The sequence below is a fragment of the Pseudomonas azerbaijanorientalis genome (genome assembly GCF_019139795.1).
In the GTDB taxonomy this organism is placed as follows: domain Bacteria; phylum Pseudomonadota; class Gammaproteobacteria; order Pseudomonadales; family Pseudomonadaceae; genus Aquipseudomonas; species Aquipseudomonas laurylsulfatiphila.
Window position 1 is genome coordinate 1,767,283 of sequence record NZ_CP077078.1, and the last position, 20,130, is coordinate 1,787,412.

15 protein-coding genes are annotated in these 20,130 nt (G+C 54.1%); 13 read left to right on the forward strand and 2 right to left on the reverse strand.

Going from position 1 to position 20,130, the window contains the following annotated elements; all coding sequences use genetic code 11:
* Positions 1-9 precede the first annotated feature (9 nt).
* The 10 genes from asnB (at position 10) to KSS91_RS07815 (ending at position 11,984) form a co-directional block, all read left to right on the forward strand.
* Positions 10-1,935 carry an asparagine synthase (glutamine-hydrolyzing) gene (gene asnB / locus KSS91_RS07770; protein ID WP_217837519.1) on the forward strand — a complete coding sequence of 642 codons (1,926 nt, stop codon included), beginning with the start codon at positions 10-12 and terminating at the stop codon, positions 1,933-1,935.
* 24 nt (positions 1,936-1,959) lie between these two features.
* Entirely contained in the window at positions 1,960-3,099 is a 1,140-nt protein-coding gene (locus KSS91_RS07775) for a glycosyltransferase family 4 protein (protein ID WP_217837520.1), read from the forward strand.
* Between the two features lie 3 nt (positions 3,100-3,102).
* Complete coding sequence (locus KSS91_RS07780; RefSeq protein WP_217837521.1) at positions 3,103-4,347, forward strand: glycosyltransferase family 4 protein; 1,245 nt, start codon at positions 3,103-3,105, stop codon at positions 4,345-4,347.
* Positions 4,344-5,201, forward strand: a complete 858-nt coding sequence (locus KSS91_RS07785) for a dTDP-4-dehydrorhamnose reductase family protein (protein WP_217837522.1) — start codon at positions 4,344-4,346, stop codon at positions 5,199-5,201. The genes KSS91_RS07780 and KSS91_RS07785 overlap by 4 nt, the downstream gene beginning before the upstream one ends.
* Before the next feature lie 33 nt (positions 5,202-5,234).
* Positions 5,235-6,245 carry a polysaccharide biosynthesis protein gene (locus KSS91_RS07790; protein ID WP_015093995.1) on the forward strand — a complete coding sequence of 337 codons (1,011 nt, stop codon included), beginning with the start codon at positions 5,235-5,237 and terminating at the stop codon, positions 6,243-6,245.
* Entirely contained in the window at positions 6,238-7,365 is a 1,128-nt protein-coding gene (wecB, locus tag KSS91_RS07795; RefSeq protein WP_015093996.1) for a non-hydrolyzing UDP-N-acetylglucosamine 2-epimerase, read from the forward strand. The genes KSS91_RS07790 and wecB overlap by 8 nt, the downstream gene beginning before the upstream one ends.
* 20 nt (positions 7,366-7,385) lie before the next feature.
* Entirely contained in the window at positions 7,386-8,348 is a 963-nt protein-coding gene (locus KSS91_RS07800; protein WP_015093997.1) for a UDP-glucose 4-epimerase family protein, read from the forward strand.
* A 64-nt stretch (positions 8,349-8,412) separates the two neighbouring features.
* Entirely contained in the window at positions 8,413-9,438 is a 1,026-nt protein-coding gene (locus KSS91_RS07805) for an MraY family glycosyltransferase (protein ID WP_217837523.1), read from the forward strand.
* A 103-nt stretch (positions 9,439-9,541) separates the two neighbouring features.
* Positions 9,542-11,536 (forward strand): polysaccharide biosynthesis protein, encoded by a 1,995-nt coding sequence (locus KSS91_RS07810; protein WP_217837524.1) that lies wholly within the window; start codon positions 9,542-9,544, stop codon positions 11,534-11,536.
* Between the two features lie 112 nt (positions 11,537-11,648).
* Positions 11,649-11,984, forward strand: a complete 336-nt coding sequence (locus KSS91_RS07815; protein WP_217837525.1) for a ComEA family DNA-binding protein — start codon at positions 11,649-11,651, stop codon at positions 11,982-11,984.
* A 116-nt stretch (positions 11,985-12,100) separates the two neighbouring features.
* Here the strand turns inward: KSS91_RS07815 and KSS91_RS07820 are convergent, their stop codons facing one another.
* Positions 12,101-13,867, reverse strand: coding sequence for a calcium-binding protein (locus KSS91_RS07820; RefSeq protein ID WP_217837526.1), 1,767 nt, complete (start codon positions 13,865-13,867; stop codon positions 12,101-12,103).
* Positions 13,868-14,156: 289 nt separating this feature from the next.
* Here KSS91_RS07820 and KSS91_RS07825 point away from each other — a divergent pair, with 289 nt between their 5' ends.
* The 3 genes from KSS91_RS07825 to KSS91_RS07835 are packed head-to-tail and all read left to right on the forward strand — an operon-like array spanning position 14,157 to position 18,641.
* The gene (locus KSS91_RS07825) at positions 14,157-15,899 is read left to right on the forward strand and encodes a type I secretion system permease/ATPase (RefSeq protein ID WP_217838371.1); all 1,743 of its coding nucleotides are present in this window, start codon (positions 14,157-14,159) and stop codon (positions 15,897-15,899) included.
* A 13-nt stretch (positions 15,900-15,912) separates the two neighbouring features.
* Positions 15,913-17,235: an HlyD family type I secretion periplasmic adaptor subunit gene (locus KSS91_RS07830; RefSeq protein ID WP_217837527.1), complete on the forward strand. Its 1,323-nt coding sequence runs from the start codon at positions 15,913-15,915 to the stop codon at positions 17,233-17,235.
* A 35-nt stretch (positions 17,236-17,270) separates the two neighbouring features.
* Positions 17,271-18,641 (forward strand): TolC family outer membrane protein, encoded by a 1,371-nt coding sequence (locus KSS91_RS07835; protein WP_217838372.1) that lies wholly within the window; start codon positions 17,271-17,273, stop codon positions 18,639-18,641.
* A gap of 149 nt (positions 18,642-18,790) precedes the next feature.
* Here KSS91_RS07835 and KSS91_RS07840 read toward each other — a convergent pair whose 3' ends face one another.
* Positions 18,791-20,071 (reverse strand): Wzz/FepE/Etk N-terminal domain-containing protein, encoded by a 1,281-nt coding sequence (locus tag KSS91_RS07840; protein WP_217837528.1) that lies wholly within the window; start codon positions 20,069-20,071, stop codon positions 18,791-18,793.
* Between the last annotated feature and the right edge of the window lie 59 nt (positions 20,072-20,130).

Genomic DNA, 20,130 nt, shown 5'->3' on the forward strand with positions numbered 1-20,130 from the left:
AGAGTAGGTATGTGCGGAATTGCGGGAGTTGTCGGGTGGAAGCTGGATCAGCAAGGCGCCGTTGCCGTTGGCAAGATGGTGGATGCGCTGATACATCGTGGGCCCGACGATGGAGCAGTTTGGTCAGATGCCGATAGTGGAGTGTCGCTGGGACACCGACGGCTTTCGATCCTGGAACTCTCGGTACACGGAAGTCAGCCGATGGTTTCCGATGATGAGCGGTATGTTATTGTTTTCAATGGTGAAATCTACAATTTTAATGAGTTGCGCGAGAAGTTGATCGCGTCAGGTCTGACGCGTGTCTGGCGCGGGCACTCCGATACAGAAGTATTGCTGGCAGCGCTCGGTGCGTGGGGGGTACAAAAAACCCTTGAAAACCTGGTGGGCATGTTTGCATTTGCTGTTTGGGATAAAGTTTCCAGAACGATTACATTGGCACGAGACAGAATGGGAGAAAAACCACTTTACTACGGTATTGTGGGCGACCGTTTTGTCTTCTCCTCCGAGTTGAAGGCGATCAAGGCTGCATTTGGTAGCGATCTGCGAATTGATCGTCATGCGCTAGCCAAGTTTGTAAGATATGGTTACGTTCCGGCTCCGGAGTCCATCTATGAAGGCATTAAAAAGTTGGAGCCGGCACACTATTTGAATGTCGGCTCGTTTTCTAGTGCGCTGGAACCCGTTTCCTACTGGTCATTACCGCCGGCTGGTGAGTTAAAACACGAGCTTTCGCAGGCCAGCGATAAGGAAGTTGTGGATGTTGTCGGTCAAAGATTGTCTGCTGCAGTAAAGTCGCAAATGATCGCCGATGTTCCACTTGGCGCGTTTTTGTCAGGTGGTGTCGATTCAAGCTTGATCGTGTCGTTGATGCAATCACAAAGCTCTACCAGTATCAACACTTACACGATCGGGTTTAATGAACCCGAGTTTGATGAAGCGCCTTACGCCAAAGCGATTGCCAAGCACTTGGGGACTAACCACACCGAGTTTTATCTGAGTGCCGATGATGCTGTTTCAATAATTCCGCACCTGCCGGAAATATACGACGAACCTTTTGCTGACTCCTCTCAAATACCTACAATCCTGGTCTCCAGGATGACAAAACAGCATGTGTCCGTAGCACTGTCCGGTGATGGTGGCGATGAGCTTTTTGCCGGATATCCCCGTTATCAGATTACGGCAGGGCTATGGGCGCGCATTAAGAAACTGCCTTTGCCTGCACGCCAGGTCATGGCTTACTCACTTCGTTCGCTTTCGTCCAAAGGTTGGGACAACGTCTGTTCGATTCTGCCGGGCAGCCTTCGAACCAAAGTCAATGGTCGACGTATCTACAGAATGTCCGAGTTGTTGGGCTCTGAAAATCTGGCGCAGATGTATACCGGATTGATGTCTCAGTGGCAGTCGAACGACAATGTGGTGCTGGGTGTCGATGCTCAACGGCAAGATGTAGTTTCCTGGGAGTCGGCAGTGGATTACGTCGAGGAAATGCGTCGCTGGGACGTCTCTCAGTATTTGCCTGACGATTTGCTGGTTAAAGTGGATCGTGGTGCGATGAGCGCAAGCCTGGAAACCCGCGCTCCATTGCTTGATCATCGGGTTGCGGAACTCGCGTTTTCCTTGTCGTCAGACCAACTGATAAAAAATGGTGTGGGGAAGTGGCCGCTTCGCGAGCTTCTTAAGCGATATGTTCCTACTTCATTTTTTGACAGGCCGAAGGCGGGATTCTCTATTCCATTGGCGCAATGGTTGCGAGGGCCGCTGAAAGAGTGGGCAGAGGACCTGTTGACGGAGGAACGGCTCAAGAGAGAGGGCTACTTCGATTGTCAGAAAATTCGCTCGGCATGGCTCCAGCATCAGAACGGAACATACGATCGCAGTCTTCATTTGTGGAATATTCTAATGTTCCAATCCTGGCTCGATAAAAATAGCCACTAATTCAGATTGAGCAAAAGGTTTTCCATGAAGATAGTTTTCAATGCACTCTCTGCCCGTCTTGGTGGAGGTCAGACATATCTGATCAATCTTTTTCAGTTCGTACCTGACAATGCGGATCTTGAGATTCTGGTTTTCGCCCCGGCGTCACTCAAGCTGCCGGATCATCCGAGGATCAGGCGGATCGAACCAGCATGGCCCACTGAAAACCCGATTGTGAGAGCCGTGTGGGAGCGGTGGGTGCTGCCCGGTATTTTGAAGGCTGAGAAAGCTGACGTTCTGTTTTGTCCCGGTGGCGTAGTGGGCACCTCTGCTCCAGCTGGTTGCAAAGTTGCGACTATGTTTCGGAACATGATTCCATTTGATTTGCGCGTACGCAAAAGCATTCCACTTGGATTGCAGCGTCTGCGAAATTGGTTGTTGAATCGTATTATGCTCAAGAGCATGCGTGAAGCGGATCTGACGATATTCATTTCAAATTACGCGCGAAGTGTCATTGAGTCGCTGACCAATATCAAGAATCCAGTTACGATTCCTCACGGAATCGGCTCGGTATTCAGGACGCATGGCGACTCTGCTGTCCTTCGGCCGGATTTTTTGCCAGCTGGAGAATATGTTTTATACGTGTCGCGATTTGATGTTTACAAACATCATTATGAAGTGGTTAGCGCTTATGCTGAACTACCAAAGGAGCTTCGCGAAAAATTTCCACTGGTTCTTGTGGGCGAAACAAACCTGCCGGAGGCCGATCGGGTAAAGTCTCTAATTGCAACGCTAGGCCTTGAAGGTCAAGTGCTTTTATTGGGCGCTATTCCCTATCAGGCGCTTCCTCCACTTTATCATCACGCCTATCTGAATCTCTTTGCCTCATCGTGCGAGAACTGCCCTAATATTCTTCTCGAAGCGCTCGCTTCCGGAAGGCCGATGATTTGCTCCAACGTAATGCCGATGCCGGAATTTGGAGCAGATGCAGCACTGTATTTTTCTCCGTTTGATTCAAAAGATATAAAAAATGTGTTGTCTGAGGCGTTGACAAGCCCTGATACTTTGAAGGCGTTGTCCGTTGCGGCGGTGACCCAGAGCGATAAATTTGACTGGGAAAAAACCTCGAGAAAAACATGGTCAGAGTTGCTGGCGTTGGCCGTGAGCCCCAAAAAAGGTGTTTGATAAATGAAGGTTCTTGTGGTGTCGCAATACTTTTGGCCAGAGTCTTTTATTATCAATGATCTGGTTAAAACTTTATCTGCCCAGGGCCATGTTGTAAAAATTCTTACCGGAAAGCCCAATTACCCGGATGGTGTAGTCTTTAACGGCTACAGTGCCTCCGGGGCTCAGGAAGAGGTATTCGAGTCCTCTGTCAGTGTTTTTCGTGCACCGCTCAGACCTCGTGGTACTTCTGGTGCAAAAAACCTAGTGCTAAACTATTTGTCATTTATCTTGAATGGCTTGAAGCACTACCCACGCGCAGTGAAAGGGGAGGCCTATGATGCGATTTTTGTATTTGCGCCATCTCCCATTACGTCGGTTATTCCGGCGATTTACTTGAAGTGGAAACTCAAAAGCCATCTGGTTGTATGGGTTCAAGATCTTTGGCCAGAGAGTTTGAGTGCGACAGGGTTCATCAAGAACAAGGCAATATTGCGCGTTGTGGGCTGGCTGGTGAGGGGTATTTACGCCTTCGTCGATACGCTGCTTGTTCAATCGAGGGCGTTTCGAGACCCGGTCGCCCGTTATGCCAACCCTGGCAAGGTCGTGTATTACCCCAACTCCTATCAGGATCTGCCGCCGAGTGTAGAGGAGACCCGGATTCCTGCGCCTTTGCTTGCGGAGCTCGACAATCATTTCTGTCTTGTTTTTGCCGGAAACCTGGGCACCGCGCAGTCGGTCGAGACCCTCGTGGAGGTCGCTGACAAGCTTCGCCATTTGTCGAAGGTCAGGATTGTGCTGGTCGGTAGCGGCAGCATGTTGAGCTGGATCGAAAACCAGAAGGAATCCCGCGGTTTGGACAACCTTGTTCTTGCCGGACGCTTTGCGGCCACTGAAATGCCGCATTTTTTCAGCCGTGCGCAGGGATTGTTGGTGACGTTGAAGCAGGATGAGGCGTTCTCCTATACCATCCCCAGTAAAGTCCAGGCTTACTTGGCAGCGGGGAGGCCGATTGTCGCCGCGCTGGATGGCGAGGGTGCGCGCGTCATTCTGGAGGCCGGAGCCGGTTTGACCACTGCGGCGCAGGACGCCGAAGGTATGGCCAACTGCATTGAGCAACTTTTCCGCATGACTTCGGATGAACGGGAATCGTTGGGACAGGCGGGTCGGGCGTACTACCTCGAGCATTTCGAGATGGAGCGGCAAAGCCAGCGTTTGGTCGAAATCCTCAGTAGCAGGATCAATGAATTAAAAGGTATCTCAAAATGAAAGTTCTTGTGTTAGGGGTCACCGGAATGCTGGGTAGCACAGTGTTCAGGCAATTCCATGGAAACCCGCACGTCGAGGTGTGGGGCACTTTGCGCAATCCGGGTGGCGCAAAATACTTTTCTGAGGACATGCACAGTTCGTTGATCAGTAATGTCGACGTGCTTGACCAGGACTCACTGGTTTCGGTTCTGGCACGGGTCAAGCCTGATGTCGTCGTAAACTGCGTCGGGCTGATCAAGCAATTGGCCGATGCCAAGGACCCACTTTCTGCGCTGCCCATCAATGCCATGTTGCCGCATCGCATTGCCAAATTGTGCGCGCTGTCCAGTGCTCGCCTGATTCATATCAGCACCGATTGCGTGTTTTCCGGCCGTAAAGGCATGTATACCGAGGAAGATATCTCCGATGCGGAGGATCTCTATGGAAAGTCCAAGTACATCGGCGAGCTTCACACGGATCTGAATGCCGTCACGTTGCGCACCTCCATCATCGGTCACGAACTGGGGAGCCAGTACTCGCTGGTGGACTGGTTCCTGTCCCAGAACGGGCCGGTCAAGGGCTATGAGAAGGCCATTTTCTCAGGACTGCCTACCGTTGAGCTGGCACGTGTCATTCGCGACTATGTGATCCCGAATCCACAGCTTCACGGCCTGTATCATGTTTCGGTGGCACCGATTGACAAGTTGACTCTTCTGAAGCTGGTAGCGGAAGTTTACGAAAAGGAAATCGAGATCATCGCGGACAGTCAAGTTGCTATAGATCGCTCGCTGAACTCCTCGAAGTTTCAGGCGGCAACCGGTTACGTTCCACCGTCGTGGTTGGAATTGGTTAAGTCGATGCGCGCGTTGCGTTGATCATTAAATTCAATCAGGTTTGGGAAGGTAGTTATGTTCGATAATAAAGTTTTGATGATCACGGGCGGTACGGGCTCGTTTGGCCATACGGTGTTGAAGCGTTTTCTGGATACTGATGTAAAAGAGATTCGCGTATTCAGCCGTGACGAGAAGAAGCAGGAAGATATGCGCATTGCCTTGTCGAATGACAAGGTGAAGTTCTACATCGGTGACGTGCGTGATCGCGACAGCCTGGATCAGGCGATGGTGGGGGTGGATTACATTTTCCACGCCGCCGCCCTGAAACAGGTGCCTTCCTGCGAGTTTTACCCAATGGAAGCCGTGCGTACCAACGTCATGGGCACCGAGAACGTTTTGAATGCGGCTATTGCTTCGGGCGTGCAACGCGTTGTCGTGCTCAGTACCGACAAAGCGGTATACCCGATCAATGCCATGGGCATTTCCAAGGCCATGGCTGAAAAACTGATGGTTGCCAAATCGCGGATGATTCCGGCGACAGGCCCGGTGATTTGCGCAACCCGCTACGGTAACGTCATGGCATCGCGCGGTTCGGTGATCCCGTTGTTCATCAATCAGCTGCAGAGTGGCGAGCCGCTGACTGTTACCGACCCGAACATGACACGTTTCCTGATGTCGCTCGAGGATTCCGTTGACCTGGTCCTGCACGCGTTCGAGCATGCCGAGCAAGGTGATATTTTCGTCCAGAAAGCACCAGCCTCGACAGTGGCGGACCTGGCCCAGGCACTCAAGGAACTGTTTGTTCGCGACAATGCCGTCAAGGTCATTGGTACTCGCCATGGCGAAAAACTCTACGAGTCGCTGATCTCCCGAGAAGAAATGGCCAAGGCCGAAGACATGGGACGCTACTACCGCATCCCTTCGGACAATCGCGACCTTAACTACAAGAAGTTTTTTGTCGAGGGCGAGCAGGAAATTTCCGATCTCGACGACTACACCTCCCACAACACCGAGCGTCTCGATGTAGAAGGCGTGAAGAAAGTTCTGTTGAATCTGGAATACATTCAGGAGCAACTTGATGCTTAAGGTCATGACGCTGGTCGGGACGCGACCAGAACTTATCAAGATGAGCCGCGTTATTGCCGAGCTTGATAAGCAGGTTAATCATGTGCTGGTTCACTCGGGTCAAAATTACGACTTCGAATTGAATCAGGTCTTTTTCGATGATCTCGAAATTCGCAAGCCTGATTACTTTCTGGGTGCTGCCGGCGATACCGCAGCCAAGACCATCGCCGAAGTCATTTCGAAGGCGGACGAAGTATTCGAGGCCGAAAAGCCTGATGCACTTCTGCTCTACGGCGATACCAATACCTGTCTGGCCGTCATTGCCGCCAAGCGCCGCAAGATTCCGGTGTTCCATATGGAAGCCGGCAACCGCTGTTTTGACCAGCGCGTCCCTGAAGAATTGAACCGCAAGGTGCTCGATCACCTCAGCGATATCAATATGGTCTTGACCGAACATGCCCGGCGTTACCTGATCGCTGAAGGCATTCGTCCTGAAACCATCATCAAGACCGGCTCGCATATGGAGGAGGTGCTCGACTATTACATGCCGAAAATCCTCACTTCCGACGTGCTGGCGCGAGAAGGCCTGGAGCAGGACAAGTTCTTCATCATCAGCGCTCACCGTGAGGAAAACGTCGATACGCCGGAAAACCTTCGCGACTTGCTCAAAACGCTGAGAGCCCTGGCCGACAAGTACCAGTACCCGATCATCGTTTCCACGCATCCTCGTACGCGCAAACGTTTGGAAGCGATAGGCGAATCGCTGGACCACCCCCTGATTCGCTTCTCGAAGCCATTCGGTCTGCTCGACTACATCAAGTTGCAGATGTCGGCGTTCTGCGTGCTGTCCGATAGCGGCACCATCACCGAAGAAGCCTCTCTTCTGAATCTGCCCGCCATTACCATTCGTAATGCGCACGAGCGTCCGGAAGGGATGGATGAAGGCACTCTCATCATGAGCGGCCTGAAAGTGGAGGGTGTTCTGGATGCCGTACGTGTAGTCACCAGCCAACATGATCGTAGCCAGCGCGTTATCCCGGTTGTCAGGGATTACCAGGCAGGTCCTGTGTCGAAGCAGGTCGTTCGGGTCGTACTGAGTTACACCGACTACATCAATCGTACTGTCTGGTCGAAATCCTGAGCGTCGTCGAGGTTTGAAAAATGCGTGTTTTATTGACAGGTGCTACGGGTTTCGTCGGTCGCGCAGTATTGGGTCGCTTGGCGGCCTCTGACGATCTGGAACCGGTGGCAGCCATTCGTGGGCACGCCCTGCCTGACTGTCCGTCGCGCGTTATTACCGTTCGAACCGCCGGGCTCAGTGCTGATACCGATTGGTCTCAGGCGCTGGATCAAGTAGAGGTTGTCATTCATGGCGCGGCTCGCGTTCACGTCATGAATGACACCGAATCCGATCCGCTGGAGGCGTTTCGCAAGGTGAATGTCGAGGGCACGCTAAGCCTCGCTCGGCAGGCAGCCTCGTCGGGTGTTCGTCGCTTTGTGTTCATCAGTTCGATCAAGGTGAATGGCGAAGGTACGCCGCTCAATCAGCCTTACTTCGCCGACGCGACGCCCGCACCAGGTGATCCGTACGGCGTTTCGAAAATGGAGGCCGAGCAAGGGCTGCGTGAAATTGCGAGCACTTGCGGGATGGAAGTGGTGATCATCCGTCCGGTACTGGTTTACGGTCCGGGCGTGAGAGCCAACTTCCTGAACATGATGCGTTGGCTGGACAAGGGAATACCCCTGCCGTTCGGGGCTATCCATAATCGACGCAGCCTGGTCGCGCTGGAAAATCTTGCGGATTTGATCGTGACCTGCATCCGTCATCCAGCCGCCGCCAATCAGACCTTCCTCGTCAGCGACGGGGAGGATTTGTCCACGACACAATTGTTGACGCGGATGGCAAAGGCATTGGGTAAACCTGCCCGCCTGTTGCCTGTGCCAAGCGTGTTGCTTGAACGAGGGGCGCAGTTGCTCGGCAAAAAGGCTTTGTCGCAACGTCTGTGCGGTTCGTTGCAAGTCGATATCAGCAAAACTCGAGAGTTGCTGGGCTGGATTCCGCCGGTCAGCGTCGATGAGGCGCTTGTCTCGGCTGCCAACTACTACAAGGAAAGGCAGCGCTAAGCTGGCTTATGACAATGCCGGTTCAATTGCAGAATTGATTGTGGCTGTTTCAGGAAGTTGACCTTTGAACACAATATGGTTGTTGGCGTTGGTGGTGGGTGTTTCATTCTTGGGCACCGGTGCATTGCGCAAATACGCGCTGGCACGCAGCTTGATAGATGTTCCTAATGCGCGTAGCTCACACTCGGTCCCAACCCCCCGGGGTGGTGGTGTGGCTATCGTCCTGAGCTTTCTGATCGCGTTGCCAGTCCTGGCCTGGGCAGAGGCCGTCGCCTGGCCGATGGCGCTGGCTCTGCTGGGGGCCGGCGGCTGGATCGCGATCATCGGGTTTCTCGACGATCATGGGCATATTGCCGCGCGCTGGCGGCTGCTTGCGCATTTCGCGGGTGCCATCTGGGCATTGATCTGGATTGGCGGGATGGCGCCGATCAACCTGTTCGGCTTCGAGTTCAGTCTCGGCGGGTTCGGGTATGTCATCGGTGCGTTCTATCTGGTCTGGATGCTCAACCTCTACAACTTCATGGATGGTATTGATGGCCTGGCCAGCGTCGAGGCGATTTGTGCCTGTGTCGGTGCTTGCCTGGTCTACTGGATCGCAGGCCACACCAGCCTCGCGATTGCTCCGCTGGTGCTGGCGATGGCCGTATCGGGTTTCCTGGCCTGGAATTTCCCACCGGCGAAGATTTTCATGGGCGATGCCGGCAGTGGTTTTCTGGGCATAGTGCTGGCGGTGATGTCACTCTATGCAGCATGGACCAATCCACTGTTTCTCTGGGCCTGGCTCATTTTGTTGGGCGTCTTTATTGTTGATGCCACCTTTACCCTCATTCGTCGACTGTTGCGCGGGGATAAGGTTTATGAGGCCCATCGCAGCCATGGGTACCAGTATGCTTCACGACAATATGGCAGCCATCGGGCGGTCACGCTGACAATTGCTGCGATCAATTTGTTGTGGTTAGTGCCAGTGGCTATATTGGTCGTCATGCAATATATCGATGGCGTGGCAGGCGTGGTCCTGGCCTATGTGCCTCTGGTCTTGCTGGCTTTCAAGTTTCACGCGGGCGAGTTGGAAATCGCTGGCAAGGCGTGATGAACGCATTGGTTTTTGAGTATTGCTTTGTCGGTAAGTGAGTTAACGAAAGCTGCAGTTGCTGTATCAATGCTAGGAGCTTCGACAGGTGTTTAGAGGGGTTATGGATAAGATTCGGGCAAAGTTGTTAAGTCTGCCAAGACGACATAAACGCATTCTGCAGGTCCTGACTGATATTTCGCTGGTCTGGTTTGCCCTGTGGATGGCGTTTGTCGTGCGACTTGGGGTGGACGAACTGGTCAACCCGTTCACTCAGCACGTCTGGCTTTTTGTCAGTGCACCTGTCATCGCCATTCCTCTTTTCGTTCGCTTTGGCATGTACCGTGCGGTCATGCGGTACTTTGGAAATGACGCGCTCATTGCCATTATCAAGGCGGTGACACTATCGGCTCTGATACTTGGCGTCGTGGTGTACTGGTACAGCAATCATCAAAACGTCGTTCCGCGCTCGATCATTTTCAACTACTGGTGGTTGAGCCTGATCATGATCGGCGGTCTGCGCCTGGCCATGCGTCAGTACTTTATGGGCGACTGGTTCAGCGCCGCCCAGCACGTCCCGTTCACCAGCCGCGATGACGGTCTGCCGAAAGTGGCTATCTACGGCGCAGGGGCGGCGGGTAATCAACTTGTTGCAGCCTTGCGGATGGGGCGCGTCATGCGGCCTGTTGCCTTTATCGATGACGATAGCGGGATCGCCGACCGGGTGATTTCCGGATTGCAGGTGTACAAGCCCAAGCACATCCAGCAGATGATCGATAACACCGGTGCCCAGGAAATTCTCCTCGCCATTCCTTCGTCAAACCGTGGCCGCCGTCGCGAGATTCTCGGATTTCTCGAAGGCTTTCCGCTGCACGTTCGAAGCGTCCCGGGTTTCATGGATCTGGCCAGTGGCCGGGTCAAGGTCGACGATATCCAGGAAGTAGACATTGCCGACCTGCTCGGGCGTGACGCCGTCCCGGCCCAGGCTGATTTACTCGAACATTGCATCACGGGGCAGTCCGTGTTGGTCACGGGCGCCGGGGGCTCCATTGGCTCCGAGCTTTGCCGGCAGATTCTGGCACTGCGCCCGACAACGCTTCTCCTGTTTGAACACAGTGAGTTCAATCTTTACTCCATCCTGTCCGAGTTGGAGCAGCGGGTCGCTCGAGAGTCGCTGTCCATTCGTCTCTTGCCGATTCTCGGATCGGTTCGCAACCCGGACAAGTTGCTGGATGTCATGAAAACCTGGCGAGTGGACACGGTTTATCACGCCGCCGCCTACAAGCATGTGCCCATGGTCGAACACAACATTGCCGAGGGTGTGCTCAATAATGTGATAGGCACGCTTAATACGGCCCAGGCCGCACTTCAGGCAGGAGTGGCCAACTTCGTCCTGATTTCGACGGACAAGGCCGTGCGACCTACCAATGTCATGGGTAGCACCAAGCGCCTTGCCGAGTTGACGTTGCAAGCGCTGAGTCGTGAGTTGGCTCCGGTTTTGTTCGGAGATACGAGCAATGTCTCCCGTGTGAACAAAACGCGCTTCACGATGGTGCGGTTTGGTAACGTCCTGGGCTCGTCGGGTTCGGTCATTCCGCTGTTTCACAAGCAGATCAAGTCGGGTGGTCCGCTGACGGTCACGCATCCGAAGATCACTCGATACTTCATGACCATCCCGGAAGCGGCGCAGTTGGTGATTCAGGCGGGTTCCATGGGGCAGGGTGGTGATGTGTTTGTCCTCGACATGGGTGAGCCCGTGAGGATCGTCGAACTGGCCGAGAAGATGATTCATTTGTCCGGCCTGAGCGTGCGCTCGGAAAAGAACCTGCATGGCGACATTGCTATCGAGTTCACCGGGCTGCGTCCGGGTGAGAAGCTTTACGAAGAGCTGCTGATTGGTGACAACGTGGCGGCCACTCAGCACCCGATGATCATGACGGCCAACGAGGATCATCTGTCCTGGGATGTGCTGAAGGTCAAGCTGACCGAGTTGCTTGCCGCGGTCGATCAGGACGACTATGCGCGCGTCCGTCAATTGTTGCGCGACACCGTCAGCGGCTATACCCCGGACGGTGAGATTGTCGACTGGATTTACCAGCAGCGCCGCTTGGAACCCTGATTGTTTCATATCCAGTAACGTACACATTTTTGACAGTTCGATGTATTGGCCTAAGTTTGGAGAGCAGCTTCGGAAAAGCTGCTTTCTCAAACGACAGCATGGAGCTTCACTAATGCGTACAAGCAGTTTCCATTCTCTGGTTTTTGCCCTTCTCACCAGCACCTCTCTTACGGCAATCGCCGCACCTGTCAGCGCACCTGAAGTCATGAAAGCGCCGTTGGTGCAAGATGTCGTCGCCAAGACGCAATCTGGCAAAGTCGATCTCAATAGTGCTGATGCACCTACGCTGCAACGCGAGTTGATTGGAGTGGGCGAAGCCAAAGCTCAAGCGATTGTTGCTCATCGTGACAGTAATGGTGCGTTTGCGTCAGTTGACGAATTACTGGAAGTGAAGGGTATCGGCAAAGCGATACTGGATAGAAACCGCGACAGGATCGAAGTGAACTGAGGCGTGATTGAAACGACAAAGGCCGATCATTGATCGGCCTTTTTCTGTAGCGAGACTTATATCCGGCGGGTCAGCCCTTTTTACTTGTACGGTACGTTGCGGTCGCTCATCCGAACTCAGGCAAAGTACAGGTCGGCATTGTTCAGCAAGGTGGTCTGGCCAAGTAGCGTGATATTGCCCCCGTGAGCACCGTCACCGGCGGTGTCGAAAGTCACAACCAGTCCATTGTCCTGCAGCGTCTGCGTCACGGACTTGGTAGTCGTCCAGCCGTAGATGTAGAGGGTGTCTTCACCTTGTTTGAAATCCTGGATGGTGTCTGCGCCCGAGCCTGCGTTGAATACGAAGACGTCCCGCCCTTTTCCACCAATCAGCAGGTCGTTGCCGGTGCCACCGACGATGAAGTCGCCGCCGTTTCCTCCAGCCAATACATCATTGCCATCTTGACCATACAGCGAGCAGTTCGCATCCGAGTGAGACTGGATAATGTCATTGCCGCTGTTTGCTCCGCTGGTGCTGCCAGCCAGTTCTGCGCCACGCGTGCCGGTGTAGAGGATTTTGTCTGCCGCACTGCCGCCGTAGATTTTTTCGGCGTAGCCGGAACCAGGATTGCCAGCGACGGCAGTCGTATTGAAGCCTTTGAGTGGGTCGGCGTTGAATACAAATGTGGCGTCGTTGGCGGTGAGCAGTGTCGTACGGTCTTCGATCAGCATCCCGCCATCAAAACGTGCGTCACCATCGGTGTCATAGCGAAGATAGACACCGTCCGAGGTCAATTTCTGGTCGATCCTGAAGTTGAACTCTTTTTCCGAAATTTTCGTACGACCGGTACCACCGGTACCGCTTACGCCGAGGAAAACAAGCTGGTCGACACCTACGCCGAAACTGTCGATGGTGTCGTTGAAACCGTCGCCTTTGGAAAACGCATACTGGTCCGCACCGTAGCCGCCAGACAGGTAGTCATCACCCGTACCGCCGACCAGCAGATCTGCAGCCTGCCCGCCAATCAGGACATCATTGCCCGCATTACCGTAAAGTTGACCGCCGGAAAAACGTAGCGCAAGCGTGTCATCACCGGCTCCACCGATGAGTGTGGCGAACACCGGGCTGAGTGAACTGCCATCATATGAAATGAAGTCAGCGCTCGAACTGCCGGTGATAGTGGCTCTACCGTTGCTGGTGACGGCGTCGCTATCTGTCAGATGCGTGGCAGTCAGATCGGCGACACCGCTATCTACCGTGTATTCAAAGACTCCGCTAAGAGAATTGGCAATACTGTCCAGCAAGGTATCGCTCAGACTGTCGTTACTGGTATAGAGCTTATGCTCTGTAGTGATTATTTGCGCTGCATATAGATTAGCCAGGCGCAAGGCTTCTGCGCCTGTTTCTGACCATCCGGATTCAGTTGCATTATTAGGGATGAAATATTCAACGTCATCTGCGTTCATCATGTCCTTGACACCGACACGCTCGCCAGTGCGAACGTCGGTGTAATAGACGTTGTAGTCCGCGTCCTGAATTTCCCATTTGTTGGTAGTTGTATTGAAAATTTCAAGGTACGTATGCCCCTGAAAGAACCCCTGGGAGTCTGAATACGTCCAGATGGTGCGTTTTTGCAGGCCAAGCTCCGCACAGAGGCCGCTGAAAACGTTAACCATATTACCGCACAGAAGTTCTGCGCGTTCGGCAGTCGGGTCGCCGGTGACGGTTTTGTAAATTTGCTCGGCGGTATAGAAGGGGTCATTGCCGTGGGCAGCCCACCAGGCACCATCGGAGTGAGTTGTATTGGTGGCCAATAGTTCGCGGGCGACGTCTTGCAGCAGCGCGCCGGTTGCAGCCGCTTCTTCCCGGACGATATTGGCGAGTAAAGAAAAATAATTGATCAAGAGTGACTCCATATTGATTGGGTGGCCGCTCCCGATATCCAAATCGTTCTGCAAACGCCGTTGCTGGCCAAAATTTCACACATGTTACAGTTCTTTGGCCGGTATGTTAAAGAACCATTATCAACTCTAACGGAATTATAAATCCTCAGAGAGTAAGGGCCAGCGCTGTTCGTCGATTGCAGGGCAAAGCCGGGATGCTGGCGATTTCATACTGCAATCGTTGTTCAGGTGATACACTCGCGCGCCCCGCAATCCCCGATCAACACACCAGGTTGTCAGTTCCGAGATGATACGCAGTACACCCGAAAACAGCTTGCAGGAAGCCCTGAGGGCCTGCAGGAGCAGTTTCATGTCGGTGGGTTTTTTCAGCCTGTTCATCAACGCACTGATGTTGGTCCCGACCTTCTACATGCTTCAGGTCTACGGGCGGGTCGTCACGGGCGGCAGCCTGACGACGCTGGCCATGTTGACCCTTATTCTGACCTTCCTGCTCGTGACCATGGGCCTGCTGGAGTGGGTACGCTCGCGGATCATGGTTCGTGTCAGCACCAGGCTCGACGTGTTGCTGAGCCGGGATGTCTACCGGGCCAGTTTCAAGCGGGCACTGGACAGCGGTGGCCAGGACGCGTCGGCCCAGCCGCTCAGCGATCTGACCGGGCTGCGCCAATTCATGTCCGGGAACGGTCTGTTCGCTTTTTTTGATGCGCCGTGGCTGCCGATCTATGTCGCGGTGCTGTTCCTGTTTCACCCCTGGTATGGCTGGACGGCAATCGGTTGTGCAGTGATCTTGCTGGCGCTGGCCTGTATCAATGAACAATCCACGGGCAAGGTTCTGGCGGAGGCCAATAAAGAGAGCATTGGCGCGACGCTGCAAACCAACAAGAATTTGCGCAATGCCGAAGTGATCGAATCCATGGGCATGCTTGACTCCCTCATGTCACGCTGGAGTCTGCGGCACAAGAAGGTGCTGCTGTTGCAATCCCGAGCCAGCGATCGCAGCGGGATCATCACGTCGATATCAAAGACTTTCCGTCTGATAGTTCAATCACTGATTCTCGGCCTCGGCGCTTATCTGGCGGTCAGCCATGAGATCAACGCCGGGCTGGTAATTGCAGGTTCAGTGCTGCTGGGTCGAGCGCTGGCCCCCCTGGACTTGATGATCGGCAGTTGGAAAGGATTTATCGCCGCCCGTTCACAATACGCACGTCTGAACAGCATTCTCGACCAGCAAAAAGCCGAACCTGAGCGTATGCCATTGCCCGCTCCAATCGGCCATGTGACGGTGGAGAACCTCACCTTGGGCGCTCCCGGAGCAAAGGCCCCGATCATCAAAGGCATCGGTTTCAGTGCACCGGCAGGCGCAATGATCGGTGTCGTCGGGCCAAGCGCCTCGGGCAAGTCGACGCTTGCCAAGGCCTTGGTGGGCGTATGGAAGCCACAGCATGGCGTCGTCCGTCTGGATGCTGCCGATATTGCCAATTGGGACAAAGGCCAATTGGGACCGCACCTCGGGTATTTACCGCAGGACATTGAACTGTTCGAAGGCACTATCAGCGACAACATCGCGCGTTTTGGTGTCGTGGACCCGGATAAAGTCGTGCTGGCGGCCAGGACCGCGAGTGTCCACGAAATGATTCTGATGCTGCCTGATGGCTACGATACGGTCATCGGAGAGGGCGGCATCAATCTGTCGGGTGGGCAGCGGCAACGTATCGGGTTGGCCCGGGCAATCTATGGCAGCCCGCGGCTTATCGTGCTGGATGAGCCGAACGCTCACCTGGACGAGGTCGGTGAACGAGCGCTGGCGTTGGCGCTGCAACAGATAAAACTCACCGGGGCAACGGTTTTCGTGATCGCCCACCGGACCTCGATTCTGGCCCAGCTTGACCGCTTGCTGGTGATGAATGCCGGCACGATCAGTTTGTACGGCCCACGGGATCAGGTCCTGGCGCAACTCAACGCGAATCAATTGGCCGTCCAGCAAAAGCCTGGCGCACGGGCAGGCACAGAAGTCGCTTCGACCGAAGTTTGACAGGAAGTTATCGATGAACCGCACGCTCACTACTCCTGCCGATACTTTCGCAGATCTGCCCATGTCCGACAGGTCCGTACGCCGTAAAGGATTTCTCATTGTGTTGGTGACGTTCGGCCTGTTTGGCGGATGGGCGGCGTTTGCTCCGCTGGACGGCGCGGCTTACGCGCCGGGTGTCGTCACCGTGCAAACGTATCGCAAGACGGTTCAGCATCTGGAGGGCGGCATCGTCAAGGACCTGCTTGCCCATGATGGCGATGTCGTGAAAAAAGGCGACCCGATCATCGTACTCGACGACGCTCAACTGCGCTCCGAATACGAAATGACCCGCAGCCAGTTGATTGCTGCCAGGACAATGGAGGCGCGCCTGCTTGCCGAGCGGGATGACCTGCCGGCGATCGCATTCCCCAATGACCTCCTTTCCGACAATCAGCGCAGTTCCGAAGCGCGTTACGGCGAGACTCAGGTGTTCAACGCAAGGCGTAGCTCGCGACTTGGACAAATCTCGGTCCTGCAAGAGCGTATTGGTCAGTTGAATCAGCAAATCAAGGGAACCGACACCATGATCGGTACCAAGGCCAGCTTGCAGGAATCCTATAGCGGCGAAATTGCCGAACTGAAAGAATTGCTGGCCCAGGGTTTTGTCGACAAGCAGCGGATGCTCGAACAGGCGCGCAAGCTGGATTTGCTCAAGTCTGAAGTGGCGGATCACCGCTCGACCAACATCAAGACCAAGTTGCAGATCAACGAAACCCAGTTGCAGATCCTGCAGATCGACAAGGACTTCAGCGCCGACGTTACCAAGCAGTTGGCAGAGACCCAGACCAAGGCCTATGACTTGCAGGAAAAAGTCTCGGCGCTGGAGGATCGCCTGAGCAGGGTGGTTATCCGCGCTCCGGATGACGGGATGGTGATCGGCATGACGATTCACACCATCGGTGGCGTTGTGCGACCCGCGACGCCCTTGCTGGATATCGTTCCATCGGTTTCCGATCTGGTGGTCGAGGCGCAGGTCTCGCCCAATGACATCGACCGAATCGCTGTCGGCAAGTTGGCGGACATTCGCTTCAATGCCTTCAACTCGGCCACGACGCCTGTCATCGAAGGTCGAGTGACGAGTGTTTCCGGCGACCGTCTGATCAACGAGAAAACCAGCGCGCCGTATTACCTGGCCCGGATCAGCGTGACTCGGGAAGGGGCGCGTAAACTGGGTGATCGCAAGCTGTTGGCGGGCATGCCGGCAGACGTGCTGATCAACACCGGAGAGCGCACCATGCTGCAGTACTTGATGCAGCCGGCACGTGACGTTATCGCCCAGTCGATGATCGAGGAGTGATCGTGCGTCTGTTTCCCTGCCTGGTATTGGGTTCGATGGCTTTGCCTGTTCATGCCGCCGAAGCGCCCGTCGCCCGGTCCTCTATCACGACACCGCCAACGGCTTCGGTCAGCAAGCAGAATTACTCGGTTGACTTGATGCAGCTGTACCGCGAGTCACGCCTGGAAGACCCTCGGGTGATCGCTTCCTACTCCAAGGCTCAATCCGGGGTCGAACAGCAAAACCAGGCATTTGGCAGTCTGTTGCCCTCGGTGACGGCTAACGCCGGATTCAACCGGATCAAACAGTCCAACATTCAGATCGACGAGGCCTACAACAGCCGCAATTATTCGGTGGGGTTGACCCAGCCTTTGTATAACAAGGCTGCCTGGGAAAACTACCAGCACTTCAAAAGCCTGGCAAAGCAGGCGGACTCCGAATCAAAGGAAGCTCAGGCCGAGGCCACGGTGGATCTTGCGCAGCGTTACTTCGCTGCATTGGCTGCCGATGATGAACTTGAGCTGGTGCAGGCCGAGCGCAGGGCTACCCAGAAAAACCTCGACAGGGTCAGTGCGCTCTACAGCAAACAGTTGGCAATGGTTACCGATTTGCTGGAGCTCCAGGCTCGAGTCGATTCGCTGGCCGCCCAGGAAGTCGAAGCGCGCAACCAGTCCAGTCTGAGCCGCGTCGCGTTGTCGGAGATTATCGGACGGCCGGTCAAAGAGAAGCTGAGCCGTGTGCGTAATGACGTCCAATTGAAGGTGTCCGCTGAAAGCCTGGAGAGTTGGGTGAATTTGGCGATCGCCGATAATCCGGCGATAAAGGCCGGTGAAAATGCGCAGGAGGCTGCCGAGGCTGCCCTGCGCGCCGGTAAGGGTGGGCACTATCCCACGGTCAATCTGAACCTGAGCGCACAACAGACCAACGAGGGTTACAACAATTCGTTGGCGCCGCAGACCGACAGCTATGTCGCGGGTGTTGGGGTACAGATTCCGATCTATAGCGGTGGTGCGACATCCGCGCGGGTCAGGCAGTTGTATCAGGATCAGCTCACCGCAGAACAGCAATTGGTGGCGACACGCCGTCAGGTGGTCAAGGAAACGACTAACGCGTATTTGACTGCAGACTCAAGCGTGGAAAAGATTCATGCCAACCGCAATGCACTGGCTTCGGCCGAGCAGTCGCGCATCGCGGCAGAAAAGGCATTCACCTATGGTGTGGTCAATGCCGTGGATGTATTGACTGCAGTGCAGAACGAGTTCACGGCACGTCGCGATCTGCTGAAGGCTCAGTACGACTTTATAACCAACCTTTTTATCCTGAATCGTTGGGCCGGAAAGTTGTCGCAAGAGAGTGTCGAGAACGTCAATGTCTGGTTGAGTGGCAATGATCAAGCGATCACTTCACCAGAGACACTGCGCGAATAAGTTGTCGCCTGTTAACCGCTCTTGGCGCATCGCGTTGGACAAGTTGGAGCGTCGAAAAAGCGATGTTGGTTTTTACGGCGATAAAGGCGGGCATTAAAGCAATGGGTCAAGTCGGGCTGCGCCTGCAGAGCAGGCGCAGCCCTCGACAATCAACGACGAGATGGGTGCATTGAAAGCAGGGCGCGACGCAGAATGGCGACACCCACGCCAAGTATGAATCCGAAGATCAGGCCAAATCCGACGATCAGGGCTTTCTTCGGTTTTATAGGTGCTTGAGGTGCTGTCGCATCTTTATCAACTTGTACCAGGTTGAATTGATCGAAGTTTACACTCAGCTGTTTCAAGTGAGTCAACTCTCCGCGAATGTCTGCGAAGTCCTTGACGAACATCTCAGGATTATCCCGCTCTTTGAGAAGTGCCGCTTCGCGGTTTGTAGCCAGCAGGCTGAGTTCTTTTTGAATCTCATCAATGCGCGGTTCGGTGAAGTCATCGGAACTACGAGTTACCAGGGTGGCGCGTTCTGCTTCCAGTGCCGCCTGTCCCAGGAAGTACAGAGGTATTTTCTGATTGTTGACTTCAGTGCGGATCATGTTGCCCTGATGTGCCTGCTCTCCATCTCCCAGCGCCGAGGGCGTGGTGGGTTTCACAATGCCGAGTTTCTTGGCGATGACGATGGCTTCGTCAAGCTCTTTGATGCGGTTTTGTCTGCGGCTTTGCAGTTGTTGACGCAATGCTTTGAGTTCGTCTTGAAGTGTTTGTTTTTTTAACTTGTCTTTTTCCAGCAAGTGGGCGATTTTTGAATCTCTTTCCGCCTCATAGACGGATTTTTTTGACTCCAGCTTCTTTTCCACGTTGTCGATACGATTGGCAACGAGTGTTTTCAAGTTTGCGGCAGCTTTTTCTTTCTCGGCTTTAACGACGTAGTCGGTAAAGGCTTTCAAGATGCCTACGCCATCTACACCCTGGGGATACCTGAGACTAAGGCCAACGGCTTCGGTAAGGCTGGAACTCTTTTTAGGGTCGATCTTTTCAAGCAAAAATGCTTTTTCATTGAATTTGTCAAATGTTTCTTCAATGGATTGCCCAGGTGCCTGCAATGGCGCAAGGAACTGCGGGTTGGCCTGGAAGAACTTCAGGCGGACATCATAAGACTGCATTGATGAGCCAACGTTATTCAACGCATCACTTGGCCGGATTTTGTAAAGTCCGGACTCGTTCAACTCGTCCAGGTCAGCCAGTGGAACGGGGCGAATAGTAGTTTCAGCCTCATATTCCGGAGTTGCCAATTGTGCATAAGCAATAGCGGCAGTAACAGTCAGTGCAGTAAACAGTAAAACAATCGCCCGTTGGCTCCAGAGGCTACCAATAAGCTCCTTTACTTCAGCAACTTCGTGTCGTGGGGTATCAATTGTATTTACTGGAATATTCATCGCATGCTCTGAAAGTTTGGACAGACGCTCCAAAAGTGTTTCTGGAAAGTTATCGTCAT

Excerpts from the sequence above, each read along its gene's own strand:
- asnB (WP_217837519.1), top strand. The coding sequence starts at position 10 with ATGTGCGGAATTGCGGGAGTTGTCGGGTGGAAGCTGGATCAGCAAGGC.
- KSS91_RS07775 (WP_217837520.1), top strand. The coding sequence starts at position 1,960 with ATGAAGATAGTTTTCAATGCACTCTCTGCCCGTCTTGGTGGAGGTCAG.
- KSS91_RS07780 (WP_217837521.1), top strand. The coding sequence starts at position 3,103 with ATGAAGGTTCTTGTGGTGTCGCAATACTTTTGGCCAGAGTCTTTTATT.
- KSS91_RS07785 (WP_217837522.1), top strand. The coding sequence starts at position 4,344 with ATGAAAGTTCTTGTGTTAGGGGTCACCGGAATGCTGGGTAGCACAGTG.
- KSS91_RS07790 (WP_015093995.1), top strand. The coding sequence starts at position 5,235 with ATGTTCGATAATAAAGTTTTGATGATCACGGGCGGTACGGGCTCGTTT.
- wecB (WP_015093996.1), top strand. The coding sequence starts at position 6,238 with ATGCTTAAGGTCATGACGCTGGTCGGGACGCGACCAGAACTTATCAAG.
- KSS91_RS07800 (WP_015093997.1), top strand. The coding sequence starts at position 7,386 with ATGCGTGTTTTATTGACAGGTGCTACGGGTTTCGTCGGTCGCGCAGTA.
- KSS91_RS07810 (WP_217837524.1), top strand. The coding sequence starts at position 9,542 with ATGGATAAGATTCGGGCAAAGTTGTTAAGTCTGCCAAGACGACATAAA.
- KSS91_RS07815 (WP_217837525.1), top strand. The coding sequence starts at position 11,649 with ATGCGTACAAGCAGTTTCCATTCTCTGGTTTTTGCCCTTCTCACCAGC.
- KSS91_RS07830 (WP_217837527.1), top strand. The coding sequence starts at position 15,913 with ATGAACCGCACGCTCACTACTCCTGCCGATACTTTCGCAGATCTGCCC.
- KSS91_RS07835 (WP_217838372.1), top strand. The coding sequence starts at position 17,271 with ATGGCTTTGCCTGTTCATGCCGCCGAAGCGCCCGTCGCCCGGTCCTCT.
- KSS91_RS07840 (WP_217837528.1), bottom strand. The coding sequence starts at position 20,071 with ATGAATATTCCAGTAAATACAATTGATACCCCACGACACGAAGTTGCT.